Annotated in this window: 22 protein-coding genes; 10 read left to right on the top strand and 12 right to left on the bottom strand. The window is 39.6% G+C overall.

What is annotated here, in order from left to right:
* Positions 1–74 precede the first annotated feature (74 nt).
* Positions 75–800 (bottom strand): class I SAM-dependent methyltransferase, encoded by a 726-nt coding sequence (locus tag NMK93_RS17240; RefSeq protein WP_254528993.1) that lies wholly within the window; start codon positions 798–800, stop codon positions 75–77.
* A gap of 87 nt (positions 801–887) precedes the next feature.
* On the opposite strand from NMK93_RS17240, the gene NMK93_RS17235 reads away from it, so the two are divergent.
* Positions 888–1,760 carry a LysR family transcriptional regulator gene (locus tag NMK93_RS17235; RefSeq protein ID WP_254528994.1) on the top strand — a complete coding sequence of 291 codons (873 nt, stop codon included), beginning with the start codon at positions 888–890 and terminating at the stop codon, positions 1,758–1,760.
* Between the two features lie 59 nt (positions 1,761–1,819).
* On the opposite strand, the gene NMK93_RS17230 is transcribed toward NMK93_RS17235, so the two are convergent.
* From NMK93_RS17230 to NMK93_RS17215, 4 genes are all read right to left on the bottom strand, one after another.
* Positions 1,820–2,539, bottom strand: coding sequence for a hypothetical protein (locus NMK93_RS17230; RefSeq protein ID WP_185213884.1), 720 nt, complete (start codon positions 2,537–2,539; stop codon positions 1,820–1,822).
* Between the two features lie 142 nt (positions 2,540–2,681).
* Positions 2,682–3,170 carry a 6,7-dimethyl-8-ribityllumazine synthase gene (gene ribH, locus NMK93_RS17225; protein ID WP_185213885.1) on the bottom strand — a complete coding sequence of 163 codons (489 nt, stop codon included), beginning with the start codon at positions 3,168–3,170 and terminating at the stop codon, positions 2,682–2,684.
* Positions 3,171–3,340: 170 nt separating this feature from the next.
* Positions 3,341–4,018, bottom strand: a complete 678-nt coding sequence (locus NMK93_RS17220) for a tetratricopeptide repeat protein (protein ID WP_254771285.1) — start codon at positions 4,016–4,018, stop codon at positions 3,341–3,343.
* 82 nt (positions 4,019–4,100) lie between these two features.
* Complete coding sequence (locus tag NMK93_RS17215; protein WP_185217369.1) at positions 4,101–6,026, bottom strand: nucleoside-diphosphate sugar epimerase/dehydratase; 1,926 nt, start codon at positions 6,024–6,026, stop codon at positions 4,101–4,103.
* Positions 6,027–6,155: 129 nt separating this feature from the next.
* Here NMK93_RS17215 and NMK93_RS17210 point away from each other — a divergent pair, with 129 nt between their 5' ends.
* Both NMK93_RS17210 and NMK93_RS17205 read left to right on the top strand, forming a co-directional pair.
* Complete coding sequence (locus NMK93_RS17210) at positions 6,156–7,367, top strand: alanine dehydrogenase (protein ID WP_185213888.1); 1,212 nt, start codon at positions 6,156–6,158, stop codon at positions 7,365–7,367.
* 3 nt (positions 7,368–7,370) lie between these two features.
* Positions 7,371–8,237: an alpha/beta hydrolase gene (locus tag NMK93_RS17205; protein ID WP_254528995.1), complete on the top strand. Its 867-nt coding sequence runs from the start codon at positions 7,371–7,373 to the stop codon at positions 8,235–8,237.
* 9 nt (positions 8,238–8,246) lie between these two features.
* Here the strand turns inward: NMK93_RS17205 and NMK93_RS17200 are convergent, their stop codons facing one another.
* The 6 genes from NMK93_RS17200 to NMK93_RS17175 form a co-directional block, all read right to left on the bottom strand.
* On the bottom strand, positions 8,247–9,293 hold the full coding sequence (locus tag NMK93_RS17200; protein WP_254528996.1) for an ABC transporter ATP-binding protein: 1,047 nt from the start codon (positions 9,291–9,293) through the stop codon (positions 8,247–8,249).
* A gap of 60 nt (positions 9,294–9,353) precedes the next feature.
* On the bottom strand, positions 9,354–10,172 hold the full coding sequence (locus NMK93_RS17195; RefSeq protein ID WP_254528998.1) for a PorT family protein: 819 nt from the start codon (positions 10,170–10,172) through the stop codon (positions 9,354–9,356).
* A gap of 1 nt (position 10,173) precedes the next feature.
* On the bottom strand, positions 10,174–10,920 hold the full coding sequence (locus NMK93_RS17190; protein WP_254528999.1) for a hypothetical protein: 747 nt from the start codon (positions 10,918–10,920) through the stop codon (positions 10,174–10,176).
* Positions 10,917–11,465, bottom strand: coding sequence for an RNA polymerase sigma factor (locus NMK93_RS17185; RefSeq protein ID WP_302328333.1), 549 nt, complete (start codon positions 11,463–11,465; stop codon positions 10,917–10,919). The genes NMK93_RS17190 and NMK93_RS17185 overlap by 4 nt, the downstream gene beginning before the upstream one ends.
* Before the next feature lie 63 nt (positions 11,466–11,528).
* Positions 11,529–11,939, bottom strand: a complete 411-nt coding sequence (gene tsaE, locus NMK93_RS17180) for a tRNA (adenosine(37)-N6)-threonylcarbamoyltransferase complex ATPase subunit type 1 TsaE (RefSeq protein WP_254529001.1) — start codon at positions 11,937–11,939, stop codon at positions 11,529–11,531.
* A 12-nt stretch (positions 11,940–11,951) separates the two neighbouring features.
* Entirely contained in the window at positions 11,952–13,505 is a 1,554-nt protein-coding gene (locus tag NMK93_RS17175) for a PglZ domain-containing protein (protein ID WP_185213895.1), read from the bottom strand.
* A 653-nt stretch (positions 13,506–14,158) separates the two neighbouring features.
* Here NMK93_RS17175 and NMK93_RS17170 point away from each other — a divergent pair.
* From NMK93_RS17170 to NMK93_RS17140, 7 genes are all read left to right on the top strand, one after another.
* The gene (locus NMK93_RS17170; protein ID WP_185217363.1) at positions 14,159–15,421 is read left to right on the top strand and encodes an HD domain-containing protein; all 1,263 of its coding nucleotides are present in this window, start codon (positions 14,159–14,161) and stop codon (positions 15,419–15,421) included.
* Between the two features lie 21 nt (positions 15,422–15,442).
* Entirely contained in the window at positions 15,443–16,480 is a 1,038-nt protein-coding gene (gene lpxD, locus NMK93_RS17165; RefSeq protein WP_185213897.1) for a UDP-3-O-(3-hydroxymyristoyl)glucosamine N-acyltransferase, read from the top strand.
* A gap of 40 nt (positions 16,481–16,520) precedes the next feature.
* Positions 16,521–17,915, top strand: coding sequence for a bifunctional UDP-3-O-[3-hydroxymyristoyl] N-acetylglucosamine deacetylase/3-hydroxyacyl-ACP dehydratase (locus NMK93_RS17160; RefSeq protein WP_185213898.1), 1,395 nt, complete (start codon positions 16,521–16,523; stop codon positions 17,913–17,915).
* 10 nt (positions 17,916–17,925) lie between these two features.
* The gene (gene lpxA, locus NMK93_RS17155) at positions 17,926–18,720 is read left to right on the top strand and encodes an acyl-ACP--UDP-N-acetylglucosamine O-acyltransferase (protein WP_185213899.1); all 795 of its coding nucleotides are present in this window, start codon (positions 17,926–17,928) and stop codon (positions 18,718–18,720) included.
* Positions 18,721–18,739: 19 nt separating this feature from the next.
* Entirely contained in the window at positions 18,740–19,360 is a 621-nt protein-coding gene (locus tag NMK93_RS17150; RefSeq protein WP_254529002.1) for an ATP-binding cassette domain-containing protein, read from the top strand.
* 69 nt (positions 19,361–19,429) lie between these two features.
* Positions 19,430–19,990, top strand: coding sequence for an elongation factor P (gene efp, locus NMK93_RS17145; protein ID WP_185213901.1), 561 nt, complete (start codon positions 19,430–19,432; stop codon positions 19,988–19,990).
* Positions 19,991–20,061: 71 nt separating this feature from the next.
* Positions 20,062–20,631 carry a 5-formyltetrahydrofolate cyclo-ligase gene (locus NMK93_RS17140; RefSeq protein WP_254529003.1) on the top strand — a complete coding sequence of 190 codons (570 nt, stop codon included), beginning with the start codon at positions 20,062–20,064 and terminating at the stop codon, positions 20,629–20,631.
* Between the two features lie 300 nt (positions 20,632–20,931).
* Here NMK93_RS17140 and NMK93_RS17135 read toward each other — a convergent pair whose 3' ends face one another.
* Positions 20,932–22,227: an HAD-IB family phosphatase gene (locus NMK93_RS17135; protein WP_185213903.1), complete on the bottom strand. Its 1,296-nt coding sequence runs from the start codon at positions 22,225–22,227 to the stop codon at positions 20,932–20,934.
* Positions 22,228–22,247: the final 20 nt, after the last annotated feature.

Below are 22,247 nucleotides of genomic sequence, written 5' to 3'. Positions count from 1 at the left end.
TCCAAGGCTATTAATCCTATAACCTTGGATGTTCTCCTTTCTTATCTGAAAAAGCCTTTCCACTGTCTCATATCTCACATCTCTTCACCTTTAAATCCCAAAAACGAAGCAAAGCATAAATGCTTGTGCAATATATCGACCTTTTTAAAACCTACCTTCTCCAACAAGTGCAATTGATAGATTAGGGGCCTTGGAGAATCCTCTTTTTCTATATAGGCGAAAACATGTTCCTGATAGGCTTTATCTTTCAATTTCACTAAAAACTCCCCATATCGGTCATTATACATGAATTTTTGGATTTCAGTACTGTTTTGTTCCACGATGTCGAAAATCCAGATACTTCCACCCTCGTTCAGCAAACCATGGAGTTTCATAAATGCCTTTTCCCAATCTTCATCATCCCTTAAATGATGTAAGACCATGGTTGCAATGATCACATCATATTTGCCCTTGGGTAAATCAATGGACCTAAAATCGCCCTTAAAAACTTGAACTTCGCCCTCAGTATGTTCTTGAACCCTATGTTTTGCCCTGTCCAGCATAGGTTGACTTAAGTCGACTAAATCAACATTGACCTTATTATTGCTTTTCATTAGGGTCTTGATGGCATAGTTACCCGCACCGCAGCCGATGTCCAATATGTTTTTGAGGTTCGGATACATATCCCTGATTCCATCGGTAATCAATTCCATATTCAATACTGCATCGATGGTATTCGCCTGACTGGTTTCCAGATTTGCAAAACGCTCCACATCGGCATCAAACCGCTGTTCTATTTCTACTAATGTTGATTTTTCCATAATCTATTGTTCTATATCCAAATTTATCGGATTCAGTTATACCTAAAAAATACTATTTTTATCATAGTACAATACTTTTTAGGTATCATGGAGCTAAGACATTTATTCTATTTCAAGACCTTGGCAGAAGAACTTCATTTTGGAAATGCAGCCAAAAGGCTCTTTATTTCCCAGCCACCGCTGAGCAGGCAGATTAAGGAGCTCGAAAATGAATTGCAGGTCGATCTTTTTCACAGGAACAACAAAAAAGTAGAACTTACAGAAGCAGGGCAGTACTTCTATGCGCAAATCAATGAATTGATCGATCATTTGGAACAGGTGAAGAATACAACCAGACTGATCCATGAGCAGGTGTCAGGTGAACTGCGTTTAGGTTATATCAGCTCCACACCAAAGGGACTTATTGCGAGAATCTTGGAAGAACTCAAAATTAGCTTTCCAAATATGCAGGTCAATCTTATTGAGGCTTCCAGCCAATCGCAAATCGCATCTTTGGAAAGTGGTAAATTGGATCTTTCCATTATCCGTAGCCACAGCCCAAATGCAGTTGTGGTCAAAAAGTTATTGTTCAAGGATGAACTGTGTATCGTGGGGAATGCCAATAATTATAGACCAGCATCCATGGATCAATTAAGCAAAATGGATTATATCTCTTTTAACCAAGATTACGCTCCTGAGTATTTTAGGCACAGCGAAGAGTTTTGCAATAAATTAGGATTTGAACCCAAGGTAAAGCATCAATGCAACAATATGAACGCTATCTTGGAACTGGTCAAGCTAAATATTGGTTATGCCATTGCACCATTGAGTATGGTTAAAGACATGTCAGACCTTTCGGTATTAAGCTCTTCTAATCTGAAACAAAAAGTGGAGAGCAATGTTTATCTAGCCTACCATCAGGATAACTCTAGGACAGGCTTGATGCAGATCATAGAAAGGATCATAAAGATTCAAAAATAAAGGCCATTCAAGTTATTGAATGGCCTTATAATATCCTTTAGATTGAGAGTTTTAGATCCTTAAAAGGATTTGAACTTCTCTGGTTCCATTTCTGTAAAAGATGCTACCTTTTGATAGGTAATGCTATCCGAAGTCGCTTTAAAGGTTGTAGGTAAGATCAACCCATTACCAATATCCTTATAGCCGTTCACCAAATAGCTCTTATTGTCATAGTCCAAACGTTTCACCAGCCCAGACTCTTCACTGACATAAAAGCTTCCTGAGTTACCTAAGAAATTCGAGAAGTCCAATTTCTGAAGTTTCTCTGCATTGATGATCTTGCTACTGCTCTGCGAACTGATATTTGACGACATAATGGTGATCGGTAAAGAAAGCACCTTCAAGTCAATGTTGTACTGAGCGATCAAATCAGGCAATAATTCCTTATAGGTCTGTACGGCCATTTCAGCACCATTTTCATCATATACATGGTTTAATTTTTGGTTCTGAACATTTAACAATGCTACTACATTTTCATTGTTCAGCGTACCTTCAAAACGAACATTCCCAGTTTGTTTATCCAATAAGAACTTTCTGTTTCCGCTGATAGCAGGGTATTTGCTGTTCCCCGATACGGTAAACATAATATACTTTGTGGTTTCCCATTTGTTCTTACCACCTACTGCATTCCAGATTTTATCGACAATGCCATTGGACTGCGCCAATAGGACTGCTGGAGAAATAGTGATGGCAGCAAATATTAAATAGATATAGAAAACTATATTCTTCTGTTGTTTCATAATACTGAATTTTGTGATAATATGAGAGGAATTCACTACGTGCATAATGCTGCAACCCCAAAATCAAATTGGGAATGATTGAGTTGCCTGGTCCGTATGTGTATTTTGTTTCATAACCTCCTAGATATCAAAAACAATACCATTAATGGTTTTTATGGATTAGGCCCATTTGGATTGCCGTAATGGCAGCTTCTTCACCTTTATTTCCGTGCTTGCCACCTGCTCTGTCCAATGCCTGTTCTTGGTTGTCTGTTGTTAATACGCCAAAAATTACCGGTTTATTATATTTGATCCCTACCTGCGCGATACCATTGGCTACCGCATCACAGATAAAGTCAAAATGTCTTGTTTCACCTTGGATTACACAGCCTAAGGTAATCACGGCGTCCAATTCTTGATTACGCAAGGCAATGTCGCTCCCTGAGATCAATTCATAGCTCCCAGGTACTTCAATTAATTCAATGTTCTCTTCTTTCGCTCCGTTTTCTAATAATCCTTTATATGCTCCATTCAATAAAGCTCCTGTGATTTGGGCATTCCATTGAGAAACTACAATCGCAAATTTCAGATTCTCAGCATTGCCCACCTGTAAATGGGAAAAATCAGATAGATTTTTTAATGTACTCGACATAGATATAAATTAAAATAAAAAGGCTACCAAAGGTAGCCCTCAAAGTTAATTAAAATATTTTTGGTATTCCGTCAATGCTTATTGACCTCCTGGTATTAATTCCTTTACTTAAAAGTATTTCAATATCTAATTACTAACTACTAACTACTTAGTACTTAGATTTAGTACTATTACTGTTGTTTAGCCTGTACGAGAGCGATAAAGCTATCCACAGTTGTAGATTCAGCGCTTTCAGGATACTCATCTCTGATTCGTTGGTAAGCAACCTCAGCATTTTTGTAATCCTGTAATTCTTCATATACCAAACCTAATTTCTTTAAGAAGATTGGGGTAGTATAAGCATTAGCACTCTTATCAGCTGCTTTTTTGTAATAGTTGGCCGCCTTATCATAGATTTTCTCTTCTGAATATGCATCACCTAAAAGACCGATAACCAATGGGTCCAATACTTGACTTCCAGTCTCTGTATATTGTTCTAGGTATTTGATTGCTTCTTTAAAGTTCTTTTGACGCAAGTATAGTCCACCTAGGTAAGCATTCGCTACGTTTGCAGATTTAGTGTTGGAATATTCGTCGGCAATTTCTTTGAAACCTGGGAATGAACCATCACCATCGATAGCTTTTTTCTGAAGCGAATCAATAGTAGCGTAATATTCCGCTTGGTACATTTGGTTAGCAGCTTTCTCTGCTCTTGGTGCCAGATATAGTTTTTGGTATCCAAAATATAGAAGGATCAATACAACGATACCTGCTACAATAAAGATGATACTCTTTTCATTTTCTTGGAAAAATGATTTCTTCGGCCCTGTTTTTACCGCTGAAGAACCGTTTTGATTATTTTGTGACATTCTTAGTTTTAATAGATTACGGAACGCAAAAATACACTTTTAAAGAATACTTGCAATAATTTAGGAAAAATATTTAACAGCCTTACGGGTTGACATTGACCATGGTTTCCTGATCCAATTGTTCATAAATGGAGTTCTGGCTTTTGAATTCCGGAACCATGACTTTCATTTGTCGCACTATATTAAGGCTGTTGTTGCTGTCCAGCTGTTTGGATAGAACGTGTATTTCATTTTTTACTAACTCAAAATCATTTTCACGAACCTTGGCGATCATGATTTTTTCATGATGCGTAGGCATCGTGTTTTCAAGGTCATTCAATAGCTCCTCATAGAGCTTTTCACCTGGTCTTAATCCTGTAAATTTGATGTCTATGTCCTTGAAAGGGGTAAAGCCTGATAAACGGATCATCTTTTTAGCCAAATCGACGATCTTTACGGATTTGCCCATATCGAATACAAAGATCTCACCGCCATTCCCCATGTTTCCAGCTTCAATCACTAATTGACAAGCCTCTGGGATGGTCATAAAATATCGCGTGATATCAGGATGGGTGACCGTTACTGGACCACCTTTTTCAATTTGATCCTTAAATCTTGGGATTACCGAGCCATTAGAACCCAATACATTTCCAAATCGGGTAGTAATGAACCTTGTCGATTTGATACCGTTGACAGTCGTCAGGAAGTTGTTCAGGGATTGAACATACTTTTCGGCAATTCGCTTGGTTGCTCCCATGACATTGGTTGGGTTAACCGCTTTATCAGTAGAGACAAAAACAAATTTTTGAACATCAAACTCAACCGCCAAATTAGACAATAGATAAGTGCCGAAAACATTGGTTTTCACCCCTTCACTAGGGTGGTTTTCCATCATTGGAACATGTTTATATGCTGCGGCATGATAAACATAATGCGGTTTAAAAGTCTCGAAGAGCAGTCGCATCCGTTCTTCACTTCTGATATCTGCTATATACGAATGATAGATCTGGTTCTTGAATTGATCTTGGAGATCTAACTGTAAATTGTGCAAAGGAGATTCTGCCTGGTCGCAAAGAATGATCATTTGCGGTTCGTATTTTCCAAGCTGTTTAGAGATCTCACTTCCGATTGAACCTGCAGCACCTGTAACCAATACGCGTTTCCCACGTAATTGATCCATTAATTTTTCATTGGAAATCTGGATCGGCGCACGTTCCAATAGATCCTCAATTTTTATCTGTTTGATCTGTGCAGGGGATAGATCACCATTGATAATCTTGCTTACCGGAGGCAAGGTCAAAACCGTGATATTATGTTCCAATGCTTGATCAATAATGTTGTTCTTGATATCAATATCAATATTGGAAGAAGCAATGATCAATTCATCAACGCCAAATTTATGGACGGCCCTTGTGAAATCCTTAGAACCATAGATCTTAAGCCCATCGATGGATTTTCCAATTTTTTCTTCATTATCGTCTATATAGGCTACGATAGTCTTTTCAGAACGGAAATCATGCTCAAAAGTTCTTTTAACAGCTATACCTAAATCCCCAGCGCCATATACGATGGCATTTTTACGGCCATTTCTCGTAGATTTCGTGTACTGAAAGAAGATTTTGATACAGGTACGGTAGGTGGTTAAACCCGTAAAAGCAAATAGAGCATAAATGATGATCAGGTTTGTCGGAATGTTGATATGTATTTGTAACGCGATAAAGATTAACTTAGCGATAAACATGATGATCGAAGTGAATACGATCGTCGATAAAATACGGATAGAATCTACCGCAGAGGTATACCTGACAATTCCACTATATAACTTAAATACCATAAAGGAAATGGCAGTTAAAGTCATGCAAAATAAGAACTCAATTGAGAAGTCCGTTTTTGAGAAAGAATCTACGTTGAAGTTGTTGTAAAGGGTAAATGCAAGTAAGAAGGCACAGGCTGATACGGCTATGTCAAACATAAAAATAATCCATCTAGGAACTATCTTGATGTGATTCAACGGCTTAATTATTCTCATCGTAACGGGTTAGTTTGTAAACTTACGATTATTATAGTTTATTATTTTAATTTTAACCAAATATAATCGTTTAAGCTTTATTTGTTGAAATATTATTGCGTATTTTTAACTTGCATTATATTTACGTAAATGATAAATGTATCAAAATTAGCTCAAGAAGGAGTACTACAACCTAAGGAAGCTATGCTTTCAAAAGACAGAAAAAAAGGTAGTCTAACTATCGGTATCCCTAAAGAAAATACCTTCCAAGAAAACCGAATTGCACTAACCCCTCTATCTGTAGGATTGTTGGTTGAAAATGGTCATGAAATCATTATTGAAACGGGAGCTGGTGATGCTTCCAACTTTCAGGACCATCACTATAGTGAGCAAGGAGCTCGTATCGTATACGACAAAAAAGAAGTTTATAAAGCTGACCTGATCATAAAGATTTCCAGCCCGACCTTGAAAGAGGTGGAGCTCATGAAAAACAGACAGGTGCTTTTCAGTTCCCAGCAACCTTCATTGATGAAGCTTGAAGTCCTGAAAGCTTTGATGAAAAAGCAGATTACCGCGCTTTCCTTCGAATATCTACAAGATGAGGGCGGACATCTATCCGTTGTCCGTGCAATGAGCGAAATCGTCGGAGCGACCTCCGTTCTGATTGCAGCAGAATACCTATCCAATGTTTTTGATGGAAAAGGATTGATGTTAGGTGGAGTCACTGGTGTTCCACCAACAGAAATGGTTATCATTGGTGCCGGCACGGTGGGTGAATTTGCAGCAAGGACTGCTATTGCACTGGGCGCACAGGTCAAGGTCTTTGATAGCTCTGTATATAGGCTGAGACGCTTACAGAGTAATGTAGGCAGTCGTGTATTCACTTCCGTGGTTCAACCTATTGTTCTTAATAAGGCAGTACGTACCTGTGATGTTGTCATTGGTGCGGTCAGGGCGAGAAACGGTCGAACCCCTTGTTTGATATCTGAGGACACGGTATCCAAAATGAAACCTAATTCGGTTTTGATAGATGTCAGTATCGACCAAGGCGGGGTGTTTGAAACATCCGAAGTGACCAACCATGATAAACCCACCTTCAGAAAATATGATGTCATCCATTATTGTGTGCCTAATATCGCTTCTAGGGTGGCCAGAACCGCTACTTATGCCTTAACGAACATCTTTACTCCAATATTGATCGAAATTGGCGAAGCCGGCGGAATGAATAATATGATCTGGGCAAACCAAGGCATTCGCAGTGCAATCTATTTATATCACGGAAACCTAACTAACAAAGACATGAGCGAGAAGTTCCAGTTGCCTTGCAAGGACCTGAACTTAATCGTCATGGCGAATTTATAAACGATGAGAAAATATCTAATCCTATTTATTTTAAGCATGATTGCATGGCATACGAAGGCCCAAGATACGGGGCAAATGAGGTATCTGTATGGGAACGAGGAAATTCCCAAATCTAAATTACCTGTGGATTCCCTCGAAGAATTGGATAAACCGAAATTATATGTCCATAAAGCCAATCAAGAAAAAGAAGATCTAGTGTTCTTGGTGATTCCAGGAGGTGGTTATGCTGGAGTGGCGATCAACCACGAAGGTCATGATGTAGCTAAGAGGCTAAATGACCTAGGCTATACAGCCTACGTGCTTTTTTATAGGCTTCCTAAAGTTGCCACAATGGAGGATAAACGTTTTGGACCGCTTCAAGATGCACAGTATGCCATAGCACAGATCAGATCTGAAAATCCCCATAAAAAAGTAGTAGTTATTGGCTTCTCTGCAGGAGGGCATTTGGCAGCAACTTTATCAAATCTATACGATCGCCCGCAAACTGAGTTTTTGGAGCAGGCAAACCTGAAGCCCGATTTCTCCGTTCTGTGTTACCCCGTTATTTCCATGGATTCTACCATTACCCATCAGGGTTCCAAAAACAACCTGATAGGTCCTGAATTCACAGCAGAAGATGTAGAACTGTTCTCTATGGAAAAACAAGTGGACAAAAACAATCAGCCTACTTTCCTAATGAGTGCCAAAGATGATAAGGTAGTACCGATTGAAAATAGTTATAGGTATCAGGATTCTTTGGGCATGTATAATATTCCGAACCCAATCTTTACCTACGAAGAAGGTGGTCATGGATTTGGCCTGATCAATAAAACGGATAACAGGGATTGGTTTGCTGCTATGATGGAATGGCTGTTGAACGTAAGTAAATAAACCCAGTTTCTATTGAAACTGATGATATGTTGATACGAGGATATTGATTCTCGTATTTTTTTTGATCTCTACCTTTGGAAACTGTACCATATGTAGGGTCAACTCATTATTTCCAAGGACCAACTCATTATAGAAACCTCTAAATTTAATATCCTTGATCCAGAACTTTCCGTCCGCATTGATTTCATAGCTGACGTTTTCCTGAAGGATTGAGATCAAGGAATTGGTTTCAATATCTAGGTTTTTGGCTGCAGCAACGGTCAATACATTGCTTTTTGCCAATAATCTAGCTGTATATGGCGTATTCGGAGTAGCATACAATTCTTTTGGATTTCCATAGTCCGCTATTTCTCCTGCTTTCATCACCAAGAGATAGTCTGCCATGGCCAATACCTCTGCTGGATCATGCGAAACCAGAATGACGGTCAATCCAGTGTTCTTGACAATGTTCTGTATATCCTGTTGCAGTTCATCCCTGAATGCAGCATCCACTTGGTTAAAGGGTTCATCCATTAATAGAACCTCAGGATCATTGATCAATGCCCTGGAAATAGCAACGCGCTGCTTTTCACCTCCACTGAGATCGGCAACCCTTTTTTGCGCAAGATGATCAATGCGCAATTGTTCCAAAACCTCTTGTGTCCTTCTTGCCTTCAGCTCTAGGTTGGTATTGGAGAGTTGGGAGGCTACATTATCCCATACCTTGGCATAAAGGTTTAGATCATCAAATCCCTGAGAAACCAATTTCATGGCATCATGTCCCGGAATCAATTTGTCTTTTCGGGTTGGCACCAACCAACCTCTATACCTTATTTCGCCGGTATTAGGTTCCAATAGTCCATAGATCAACTTTAGCAAGGTGCTTTTTCCACTTCCTGACTCGCCGATGATGGCTGTGATCTTGCCCTCTTCAATGCCAAAATTCACCTGACTTACCGCAGTAACGATAAGGTTTCCTTCAAAAACAGCAGAAACATTCTCCCCATGAATTAAGGGAAGATTAGGTTTTTGAACATCAGAAAAAATATATTGACAAGAGTTAGATTGTTGAGCCATAAAAAGTGTCGGATCTTTTGAACCCGACACAAAAATACAGTTTACGAATCGTTTTTTCTATTAAAAACCTAGAGTCAATCCAAAAGCGATGTTTTTGACACCCTCTTGGGCTGGGCTTTTTTCAAACAGATTGTTCATATAATACTTGGCAAACAAGCCAAAATCGTCATATCCAATGCGCACAAATGGGCCATATTGAAAAGTCTGCAAGTTATAGGTATCCTTAAATTTCTGCTTTCCGTTGTCGTCGCTCTTCAAGCGTTGTGTTCCCTTCAATAATACGCCTGTCATCGCCCCGAACGCAAGTTTTACTCTTTTTCCATTGCTTAGCTGTCTACTTCTCAGTTCAAATGAAAGTGGAAGGCGCAAATACGTGGAAGTAAAAACATTTTTTGAATAATTTGCATCGCTATCCAAAGGCTCGTAGGTTAATGGTGAAACGTTTTCCAGAAGTAGAACATTCTGTTTAAGACGCCAGTAATTCCATTCAAAACCTGCCGAAAGGTAAACCTTGAAGTTATCGTTGAACCTTACCCCAAATTGTGCAATATCAAACCCAAAGTTGGAAGCTTTTTTATAGCTCAAGAATTGGTTTTGCTCTGACAACGTGAAACTACCATCATCGGAAAGCCTTGAGAATCCCCAATCAACTCGGGTGAAGGTCAATCCACCATAAGTCCTTGGATATTTGATCTCTTTTTTACTCGAATCCCTATTCTCTTTGTCTTCTTTTCCTAGGGTAAAAGAGAAATCGTAGCTACTACTATGGGTATTTCCCGTACTGTCTTTCTTCTCTTTTTCATTGTTTTCTTGGGCAGATGCAGAAAAGCTAATCAAGCCTAATGCAAAGATGAGTGTTGAAAAAATTCTAAATTTCATGTTATCTTCTGGTTTTTGCGATGCTGTTAAATAAATCTACACTAATGGTTCCTTCTTCGTCAGAACTGAATCTTACCGCCTTAGAAGAAGGGTTAAGGTTGTCTGACAAGGTATTCAGGATATTGGTGAAGATGGTCTGTTTTTTCTTAGGTTCCTTTTTTACCTCTGCATACATGACTTCTTCGTGCTCAATGATGTTGACCAAAGGTTGGATCGGAGCCACCTCAACTGTAGCTAATTCGTTTGGTTCTTGCTCAATATCATCAATTTCAACTGCCGTTACAAGCTTTAATTCTTGCGAGGGGACAATCATGTCTTCTCGTTCCGTGTCTTTAGCCTGAATAACTGGTTTATTTTCAGTTTGTTTCTTTTGAACCTCCTTAATTTTGCTAGGCTGATTCGAGGTTAACAAAACTGGTACTTCCTTACTTTCTTTTTCTACAGGAATTAAATCCTCTGAAATTGATGTCTCCTTATCGTTTATCAGTTTGTCCTCATGTTGCGCTATTTGAGCAGGTTTTTTTTCTGCTGAGTTATCTTGGAAAAGGAACATTTTTAAGGATATTCCTAAGGCTAAAGTCAGACAAGCTGCAATCATCCAGACATAAAGATTGTTTTTCCTTTTGAAAGGAATGGTTTTTTCTTCGTCAAGTTTTGACTCTATTCCTTTCCAGATCGATGCCGGTGGGGTAGTTTCCTGATCTCGAAGACCATCTGAAAACAATTTATCTATTTCTTGATCTTTCATATTCCTAATTCCTCCATTTTTTGAATGCGCTCTTTCAGCCAAAGCCTGGCCCTTGAAAGTTGAGATTTTGAACTGCCTTCACTGATTTCCAGCATTTCTGCAATCTCCTTATGGTTGTAGCCTTCTATGGCATACAGGTTGAATACGGTACGGTATCCCAATGGGAGTTTTTTGATCAATGCCAGCAAATCTTTGTAGTCCAAATGATTTAACGAAAAGGACCCTGCTTTTTCCAATTCCTTTTCGCTGAGTTCATCCGTTGACAGAAAGCGCACCTTATTCTTGCGGTGACTTTCAATGGCTGTATTGACCATAACGCGACGTATCCATCCTTCCAAAGAACCTTTGCCCTCATAGAGCTCACACTTATTGAATACCTTGATGAAACCGTTCTGTAAAATGTCAGCTGCTTCATCTTGATCCTTTGCATACCTTAAACATAAAGCATACATTTTAGCTGAAAAGTAATGATACAGTTCCGATTGAGCTTGCCGCTCCCTGGACTTGCACCGCTCCCATATATGTATAACTTTATTAGGCTCCAATTTGTGATCTGGTTTATTGAAAAGACGCCCTTCAGCCTAAAAGGGTTGCATCGGAAATAAAATTTATTTCAATATAATAGTTCGACTCTGATCTTCAGTAACTTCTATTTTTATGACGGCAGCATCTTCCGGAATTAGATTCGGGATTTTCTCCGGCCATTCAATAAAACAATAATCCCCAGAATAGAAATATTCTTCATATCCAAGATCAAAAGCCTCTTGTTCGCTTTTCAATCGATAGAAATCGAAATGATAGATTGGCCCGTTCTCCGAATGGTATTCATTCACTATGGAGAATGTAGGGCTAGATGTACTGTCTTCTACCTGTAGGTAGGCACAGATAGCCTTGATAAAGGTTGTTTTCCCAGCTCCCATTGGCGCTTGAAAAACAAACACTCTTTTATCACCTGCGTTTTCAATTAGCCATGCTGCAGCTGCAGGTAGGCTTTCTGTATTCGCAACTCTATATTCCATTTTACTGTTTTGTTATTTAGGACTGTACGTGATGAATGGAATGATCATTTCTTCCAAGGATATCCCTCCATGCTGGAAGGTACCATTGAAATAATGTACAAACTGATTGTAATTGTTCGGATAGACAAAATAGGTGTCTTCTTTGGCAAAAACATAGGTTGAGCTCATGTGGACCCTTGGTAACTGAGCTTCCAATGGATTTTTGATTACAAATACATCCTTGTCGATATAATTCAGGTTTTTACCTTGCTTATATCTTAAGTTAGTGTTGGTATTTCTATCGCCAATGATCTTGCTAGGTTTCTTGACACGGATGGTTCCATGGTCTGTAGTGATGATCACCCGGACATTCTTTTGCGAAAGCCATTTTAGAACATCTAATAATGGGGAGTGTTCAAACCAAGATAAAGTCAATGAGCGGTATGCTGCCTCATCATTGGCCAATTCCCTGATCATGGCCATGTCCGTACGGGCATGAGATAGCATATCCACGAAATTGTAGACCAGGACATTCAGGTCATTCAACATATATTTGTTGATGTTTTCCAGCACGTCCTTGCCTTGATCCATGGTAATGACCTTGGTATAGCTATGTCGGATATCCTTACGATAGACTCTTTTAATCTGATCCGCTAAAAACACATCTTCATAAAGGTTTTTACCGCCTTCATCATCATCGTTCTGCCATTCTTTCGGAAAACGTTTTTCCATTTCCAATGGGGTCAATCCACTAAAGATGGCATTTCTGGCATATTGTGTTGCGGTAGGAAGGATGCTATAATAGCTATCTTCTTCTTCCACCCGATAATAATCGGTCATCACCTCATTGATTACCTTCCATTGATCGTACCTTAAGTTATCGATCAGGAAGAAAAATGTTGGCTTTTCAGCTTCCATTTTAGGGAATACCTTTTTCTTGAAGAGTTGATGGGATAAGATCGGTCCGTTTTCCGGATTTTTTATCCAACTGAGGTATTCTTTTTCAATGAATTTCGAGAAGAGCAGATTTGCCTCCGATTTTTGCATGGTCAAGATTTCATGCATGCCTGCATCTTCCAGTTTTTCTAAGGAGAGTTCCCAATAGAGTAGTTTTTTATAGGCATCTACCCACTGTTGGAAGTTGAGGTTGTCGTTCATGCGCATGCCCAACTCACGGAAATCCTGTTGATAGGCCATGGAAGTGCGTTCAGAAACCAAGCGTTTGTTTTCTGTGAACTTCTTAATGGTCAATAGGATCTGTTTTGGGTTAACGGGTTTGATCAGGTAGTCGTCGATTTTGGCACCTATGGCATCTTCCATCAAGTGTTCTTCTTCGTTTTTGGTGACCAAAACCGTCGGTATGGAGGGATTGATGGCCTTAAGCTTGTCCAACGTTTCAAGACCTGTTAAACCCGGCATGTTTTCATCGAGGAAAACTAAGTCAAACGGTTCGTTTTGAAAAGCCTCAACAGCATCAGAACCATTATTAACGGTCTTTACCTTATAATCTTTCTGTTCTAACAACAAGATGTGCGGTTTCAAGAACTCAATCTCGTCATCAGCCCAAAGTATATGTATTTTCTGCATGTATCAATCCTTAGAAAAGCTAATTTACAGCTTTTAAAGGGATTTGCCGTTGTCTTTTCGTTATTAATCTTAGCGAATCGATCTATCGAGAAGAATTAATGCCAGGTTTTATCCGCAGATGGGTGGCTGTCCAAAAGGCTTTCAATTTTGGATTATATTTTGACCTCATTCGAGACACATTCCGAATTTTCCGAATGTGTCTCGAACGAGGTCAAAGCCAGGTCCGAAGACCATGGTCAGAAATATCTCTGAATCCAATTGGATTTTGGGCCGATCAAGAGGAAAAAGCCTCTGATTAAGGAAAAAAAATTAGGTCTTGTGACAAAGCGATCATTTGGATTCATAGTAAAGAAGGAAAGGTGATAATTTCCAGTATTTAGGCTACTGTATCGATTGTTTTGCCTTGATAATCTTTTGATTGGGTAAGGAAAGAGCAGGATGTTGAGGGATTATTTTTTGAAATTTTTACAGGAATGTACTTGAAATATTAGGATCGTTGTAATGGATTCTAGGTATTTACTGACAAATTGCCTCTTTTTGGATTTTTTTTAACATTTATTAAGTACCATGTATGTATCTTTGCCCGTATCTTAGCCATAATATACAGTATAGTACATGTGGGTGAGACTAGATTTTAATCACTATTTAGGCATTTGAACAAGAAGAAAATAATAAATGATCCTGTTTACGGTTTTGTTACGATCCCGTCAGGGTTTATTTATGACCTGATTCAACATCCATACTTACAAAGACTGCGTTATATCAAGCAGGTGAGCATGACCCATCTGGTTTATCCAGGAGCATTGCACACTCGTTTTCAACATGTTGTCGGTGCCATGCACTTGATGAGCTTGGCCATTGAAACCTTGCGAGGGAAGGATGTGATGATTTCGGAAGAGGAAGAAGAAGCTGCACTTGCCGCCATCCTTCTTCACGATGTAGGGCATGGCCCTTTTTCACATTCGCTAGAACATACCTTGGTTGAAGGCGTGTCGCATGAATTGATTTCAGCGTTGCTGATGGACAAGTTGAATGAAGAATTTTCGGGCCGACTAGATTTAGCCATTACCATTTTCAACGATCAATACCACCGTAAATTCTTGCACCAGTTAGTATCAAGCCAACTTGATACCGATAGAATGGACTACTTAAACAGAGATAGTTTCTTTACAGGTGTTTCTGAAGGGGTGATTTCTTTTGATAGGATCATCAAAATGCTGAACGTAAAAGATGATGAGCTGGTGGTAGAGGCAAAAGGGATCTATTCGGTAGAAAAGTTCCTGATTGCTAGGAGATTGATGTACTGGCAGGTTTATCTGCACAAAACAGTGATCACGGCCGAGCAGATGCTGATCAAGGCGCTTGCAAGGGCAAAGGAATTGAGCAACAAAGGGGTGAAATTGTTTGCAACACCGGCATTGGACCATTTCCTGAACAACAAAATCGATAGGGAAACATTTCTGGCGAATGAGTCGCATTTAGAATGGTTTACTCGTTTAGATGACACGGATATTTTATCAGCGATCAAGATTTGGGCTGATCATGACGACCAGATACTGAGTATGTTGTGTTCAAAGCTTGTTCGACGAGAACTGTTCCGCACGGAATTAAGCAATACGCCATTTTCTGAAGAATATGTTTCGGAATTGAAGGGAAGACTGAAAGAGCGGTTTGACGTGAATGAAGGCGATCTCGATTATTTGTTGTATCAACAGGTTATTGGAAATAATGCTTACGATTCATCGGAGAGCAAAATATGTGTGATGATGAAAGATGGGCAATTATTGGATATAGCTGAAGCTTCAGATCTATCAAATATTGAATCATTATCTAGAAGAGTGGAGAAATATGCCATTACCTACCCTAAGGAGGTAGGACAGGTTTCTTCTGATCAACAAATGATAGTTAACATATAATTAAAATACAAGTATTACTTAATGCAATTTACCGCGGAACAAATAGCGACCTTATTAAAAGGACAGGTAGAGGGGAATCCTGAAACCTTAGTCGATCAGTTATCCAAAATTGAGGAGGCTGGTCCTAAGAGCTTGACTTTTTTGGCGAATCCGAAGTACGAACACTTTATATACGATACAGATGCAGGGATCATCGTGATCAATGAGGATCTAGCCTTGCAGAAAACAGTGAAGGCCACTCTTATCCGAGTTAAGAATGCATATACTGCTTTTACGGAATTGTTGAAGCTGTACGATGAGATGAGGAATGAAAGAAGTGGAATCGATGAGCAGGTTTTTATCCATGAAAGTTCAAGCATAGGTCAAAATCCATATATAGGAGCTTTCAGCTATATCGGAAAGAATGTAGTGATTGGTAACCAAGTGAAGATCTATCCTCAAGTGTATATTGCTGATGATGTAAAGATTGGAGATCATAGTGTTTTACTGCCGGGGGTAAAGGTTTATAAAGATTGCATCATTGGAAACCGGGTCATCATCCATGCTGGATCAGTCATAGGGAGTGATGGTTTTGGATTTGCACCCAAAGAAGATGGGTCTTATGAGAAGATCCCACAGATTGGGAATGTCATTATAGAAGATGATGTAGAGATTGGTGCGAATACGGTTATCGATAGAGCAACCTTAGGTTCTACCCGCATATTGAAAGGTGTGAAATTGGACAACTTGATTCAGATTGCCCATAATGTGGAGGTAGGGTCTAATACGGTTATCGCTGCGCAGACAGGGATTTCAGGAAGCACAAAGATTGGCGAGAATGTGGTATTAGGGGGTCAGGTAGGTGTGGTTGGTCATATCAGCATTGCCAAGGGCAGTCAGGTTCAGGCCCAATCTGGAATTAACCGATCGATATTGGAAGAGAATAAGAAATGGGGTGGGAGCCCAGCATTTCCATACAGCAATGAGCTGCGTTCGCAGGTGCTTTATTCCAAGCTTCCAGAGCTTGAAAAACGCATTGCGGAGTTAGAAAAGCAATTAAATGAAAAAAATAATAGCTAACTTTACAAGATAATTTTTTTGCAAAATACTAATGTTAGATATGAATGTAAAACAGAGAACCATTAAATCTGACGTCCATTTTTCGGGCGTGGGTCTTCATACTGGTAAACAAGTGAATGTGACTTTGAAACCAGCTGCAGAAAACCACTGGTACAAATTCAAACGAGTAGATTTAGAGGGTCAACCAATTGTAAGTGTAGATGTTGATAATGTGAGCAACACTGCGCGGGGAACTACAATTTCTCAAAACGGCGCTTCTGTAAGTACCATCGAACATTTGATGGCAGCATTGGTAGGCTTGCAATTAGATAACATATTGATTGAGATCGACGCTCCTGAGGTGCCGATCTTGGACGGAAGTTCGGCTATCTTTATCGAGAAGATCCAAGAGGTTGGATTTCAAGATCAGGATGCAGACCGTGATTTCTTTGAAGTAACTGATAATATTCACTATACCGATCCAGAGAACAAGGTAGAGATTGTTGCGATGCCAGTTGATGGCTACCGCATCACCTGTATGATTGACTTTAATTCCCCAGTATTGGGCAGTCAACATGCTTCTATCAGTGATTTGGATGAATTCAGCAAGGAGATTGCTGGATCCCGTACATTTTGTTTCTTACATGAATTAGAGGCATTGGTAAGCCAAAACTTGATCAAAGGTGGCGATTTGTCCAATGCGATCGTTATAGTAGATAAGGAAGTATCGGAAGGTGAATTGGACAAATTGCAGGATCTTTTCCATAAACGTGTTGAGGTGGCACAAGAGGGTATCTTGAACAATATATCCTTGCGATACCAAAATGAGCCAGCTAGACATAAGCTGTTGGACATGATCGGTGATTTGGCTTTAGTAGGGAAACCTATAAAAGGACATATTATGGCAGCGCGTCCTGGACATGCGGCCAACGTAGCATTTGCCAAACGTATAAAAGGGCAGATCAAGCGTGAAAAGAACAAAAAGAATGTAAAAGTTTATGACCCGAATACGCCTCCGGTTTACGATACGGTTCAAATCATGAATATTTTACCACATCGTCAGCCATTCTTGATGATCGACAAGATCCTGGAACTGTCGCAGACCCACGTGGTAGGATTGAAGAACGTAACGATGAACGAGGATCTTTTCATGGGTCATTTTCCAGGCGCACCATTATTTCCAGGGGTATTGCAAATTGAAGCAATGGCCCAAACAGGGGGGATCTTGGTGTTGAATACTGTCCCAGACCCAGAAAACTGGTTGACCTTGTTCCTGAAGATCGAGAATGCGAGATTCAAGAACCAAGTAGTGCCAGGGGATACCGTAATTTTCACTTGTGAGTTATTGGAGCCAATCCGAAGAGGAATTGCGAGGATGAAAGGAGTTGGTATGGTAGGTGACAAGGTGGTAAGTGAAGCAGAATTAATGGCCCAGATAGTAAAGGTCAAAGGATAATTAAATAAGAATGATTCAACCATTATCATATATACATCCTGAGGCAAAGATTGCACAGAATGTGGTTATTGAGCCGTTCTCTACCATCCATAAGGATGTGGAGATAGGCGAGGGAACTTGGATAGGCTCGAATGTAACCATTATGAATGGTGCACGAATTGGGAAAAATTGCAGGATTTTTCCTGGAGCTGTTATCTCTGGGGAACCTCAGGATTTAAAGTTTGAAGGTGAGATCACGACGGCTGAGATTGGCGACAATACGACCATCCGTGAGTGTGTGACCATCAATAGAGGAACAAAGGACAGATACCGTACCGTAATCGGAAAGAACTGTTTGATTCAAGCATACAGCCATATCGCCCATGATTGTTTTGTAGGAGATAACTGTATCTTTTCAAATTCAAGTACCTTGGCTGGACACATTACCGTAGGTGATTATGTCGTTTTGGCGGGTATGGTTGCCGTACATCAGTTCTGTAAGATCGGGTCGCATGCCTTTGTTACAGGTGGTACCTTGGTCAGAAAGGATGTCCCACCTTATATAAAAGCTGCAAGGGAGCCTATTTCCTATGCTGGTATCAATTCTGTGGGATTGAGAAGAAGAGGCTATACCAACGAACAGATCAATGAGATCCAAGGGATCTATAGGGTACTTTTTGTACAGCACAGTAATTTAGGTAAGGCATTGGATATTGTCGAGGCAGAATTTAAGGCTACTGAAATACGGGATGAGATACTTGGCTTTGTAAGAGCATCTAACCGAGGAGTTGTCAAAGGATTTGGTCAAGGCCGATCTGGAATATAAATTTAAACAATACGACTATTTGAATATAATTTTACAAGATATTGGTAGGAGGTATAATAGGGAATGGATTTTCAGACATCTCGATTATACCTTTTCTTTTGGAAAGAGCTATGCTATCCTAGGTCCGAATGGATCGGGGAAATCTACCCTCATCAAAGTGATCACCGGCGCGCTAACGGCAAGCGAAGGAACACTAAAGTTTGAAGAAGGAGGTCAGGAACAGCAAATAGAGCAGATTTTTCAAAAGATAAGCCTTGCTGCGCCCTATGTTGAGTTGATCGAGGAATTTTCGTTGAATGAGATGTTGGAATTTCATTTCAAGTTCAAGGATTACCTTCCGGGTTATGATATGGCTCGTATCAAAGATACCTTAGGCTTTGCGAAAAATACCTTTGAAAAAGACATCCGACATTTTTCATCGGGAATGAAACAGAGGGTTAAATTGATTTTGGCTTGTTGTTCTCAAAGTAAATTGCTATTCTTGGATGAACCTACAAGCAATCTAGATAAAGAGGGAGAACAATGGTACCTGAACTTGATCGAAAAGACCAAGTCCGATCGTATCCTTGTAATCGGATCCAATCAAGAGCATGAATATAACTTCTGTGATGAGCAATTGCAGATCATGAGCTATAAGTAAGGAAGGACTGGTCTTTCATTGGAAACATGGAAGAGATTTTATATTTTTGCGAAAGAAATTATTAAAAATATGGCAAAAGCTTCAGACGTTAAGAGTGGAAATATACTTCGTTTCAATGGGGAATTAGTATCGGTAGAGGAATACATTCACCGTACCCCAGGAAACTTGCGTGCATTCTATCAAGCAAGAATGCGTAATGTTAAGACTGGAAAATTAGTAGAATACAGATTTAGAACAGATGAAGAGGTGGAAATTGCTCGAGTAGAGACCAATGACTACCAATATTTATATGAGGACGGGGAATTTTTCGTGGTGATGGATAACGAGACCTACGAGCAATTCAATATTCCAAAAGTTCTTTTTGGTGATTCAGCCCGTTTCTTAAAAGAAGGAATGAACGTTATCGTGGCATTTGAGAGTGAAGAAGCTATTATGGCCCAAACTCCTGCAAGTGTGGAATTGGAAATTACGTATACAGAGCCTGCAGTGAAAGGTGATACCTCGACGAACGCATTGAAAAATGCTACTGTAGAGACTGGCGTAGAGATCCGTGTTCCTCTGTTCATTAATCAAGGAGATAGAGTAAAAGTGGATACACGTACCGGTGATTACATGGAACGTGTAAAATAAGATCTTAGGTTTAGGTTGATTATTCGGTCTTGTTAGCTCCCATGCTTCAAGGCCGTTTTTTTTATCCAAGCATGAAAAAAGCAGATTTAAGGGCAACATATAAACAAAAGCGGAATGAACTGACCACGGCCGAAGTGGCTGAGCTGGATCAGTTGATTTTCCAGGAATTGACCTCTTACGATTGGTCCAAGATAACCTACTTGCATTGTTACCTGGCCATCGCTAAATTCAAGGAATATGATACGATCAAGTTTATCCATTGGATTTGGGAGCATTATCCCCATACCCAAATCGTAATTTCAAAATCTGATTTTGAAACCCATCAATTAAAACATTTCATCTTTAATTCGGACACCCAGCTCATCCATAATGCTTGGGGGATTCCAGAGCCAGAAGGGGCAATAGAAATTGAAACCGGAAAAATTGAAGCTGTTTTGGCCCCCCTGTTGGTCGTGGATCATTTTGGGAATCGGATAGGCTATGGTAAAGGCTTTTATGACCGTTTTTTTGCCAGCTGTAATGCTTCGGTCCTAAGGACAGGGATTTCCTACTTTTCTCCAGTGGATTTAATCGAAGATATTGGGGAATGGGATGTTCCTATAGAGTTGGTTTTTACTCCCGGAAAAACTTATTGTTTTTAAGAAGCTTTAATTTTCTCTAATAGAAAAAATAGCAACATAAATACAATTTTATAATACGCAACAGCGTTAAAAATAATAATAGATAGCAAAAATTAATTTGAGCCTAGGCTTGAATGGAAAATATGGAGATGGAACTCCTAGGCATTTTCAGTCTGTTGTTTCCTGAAAATAAAAGAAAGTTTGTCTAAAAAGCTAAATAAACAATTTTCGTTATTTACTCCCTGTAATGCTATTGTCGGCATTCGGTTTTGGCAAACCCAAAACATTAGTTTATCCATGCTTTTTAGACAAAAACTTTCTTTACTTGTATAAAATCCTAAATTTTATGGTGTTATCGACCTGCTTCAATTGCCTAAGCATTTGTTTATCGTAAGCAGCATCGATATCTGTAACCGCATAACCTATTTCACCTCTAGTCATCAAGAATTGAGAAAAGATGTTGATATTATTTTCCGCGTAGATCTTGTTGATCTGCGCCATGATACCAGGGACGTTCTTATGGATGTGCAGTAGACGGTGCGCCCTTGTTAAGCCCGGTAGGGTTAGGTTAGGGAAATTCCTGCTTTGATCTGTATCACCATTGTTGATGAAGTCAGCCATACGGCGAGGGATAAATTCCGCATTTCGTTTTTTGTTCTTTTTGTCGTCAAAAACCACAATTCCTTTTTCCGTACAGATAGCTTTTGAGATATGTCCCTTCACATCGCCTAGATAGCCGATGGTCTTTAATTTATCTGCTCTTGATAGTACATCATCTGCTATGGTTTCTCCGTTACCCAACAATAACATGCCAACGTCCTTCACATATTTCTCTTCCAATGTCTCCTTGACACGGATGGAGAATCCATCTCTTTTCAAGATATGCGCAGCAATTTCAGGGACATCACCTACAATAAGACATAAGATTCTGTTCTTTGGGTAGGAGATAGCTCTAGGGAGGTCATTCACATATAGGAATTCGTCAAAACTTGGTGCGATATGATCCGCTTTATCAGTTACCGATTGCCTGGAAATGTTCTCGGTAAAGGCATAGAACTTTTCGATCAAGCCTGATTCTTTTAATTGGAAGTCTGAATATCCATCACCGATTCCAAAGATCCGACCTTCGATATTGAGCTGTTTTAAGAGCTTTACCTTTCCTCCTTCATCCGATAGGGGGTTGGCTTCGTCATAACCGATGATATTCCCATCAGCGTCAAATTTGAAGGTATTGGCGTAGATGTTTTCTTTTTTGATATGGTACGGACTGACTACAGGGGTAATAAATTCCTTGAACCCACCGGAAACGATCCAAGCGGTGTCTGAATTCTCCCTAAAGAAGTCTTTGTTTCTACTGAAAGATTTGGAAACTTTCTTTTTTAGATGAGCGATCAGTTTGTCCAAATGTTGGCGATTAGCCTGCAATAAACTTACACGTCCAGCCAAGCTTTCACGGAAAGAAATCTTGCCTTCCATAGCCAAATTGGTGAAGCGCTCGATTTCGTTGTAAATTTTCTCTTGGTCAGGATGGTTTTCTAAGGATATCCTTGCTAATTCGTCTAGGGCTTCGACTTGGGTGAAAGTGCTATCGAAGTCTATGATGTAATAGTTTTTCACTGTATGTTTTGTTTAGATTG

It is taken from the genome of Sphingobacterium sp. LZ7M1 (assembly GCF_024296865.1).
In the GTDB taxonomy this organism is placed as follows: domain Bacteria; phylum Bacteroidota; class Bacteroidia; order Sphingobacteriales; family Sphingobacteriaceae; genus Sphingobacterium.
Note: the sequence above shows the minus strand (reverse complement) of the source record. Positions and strands in the feature narration are given on the sequence as shown.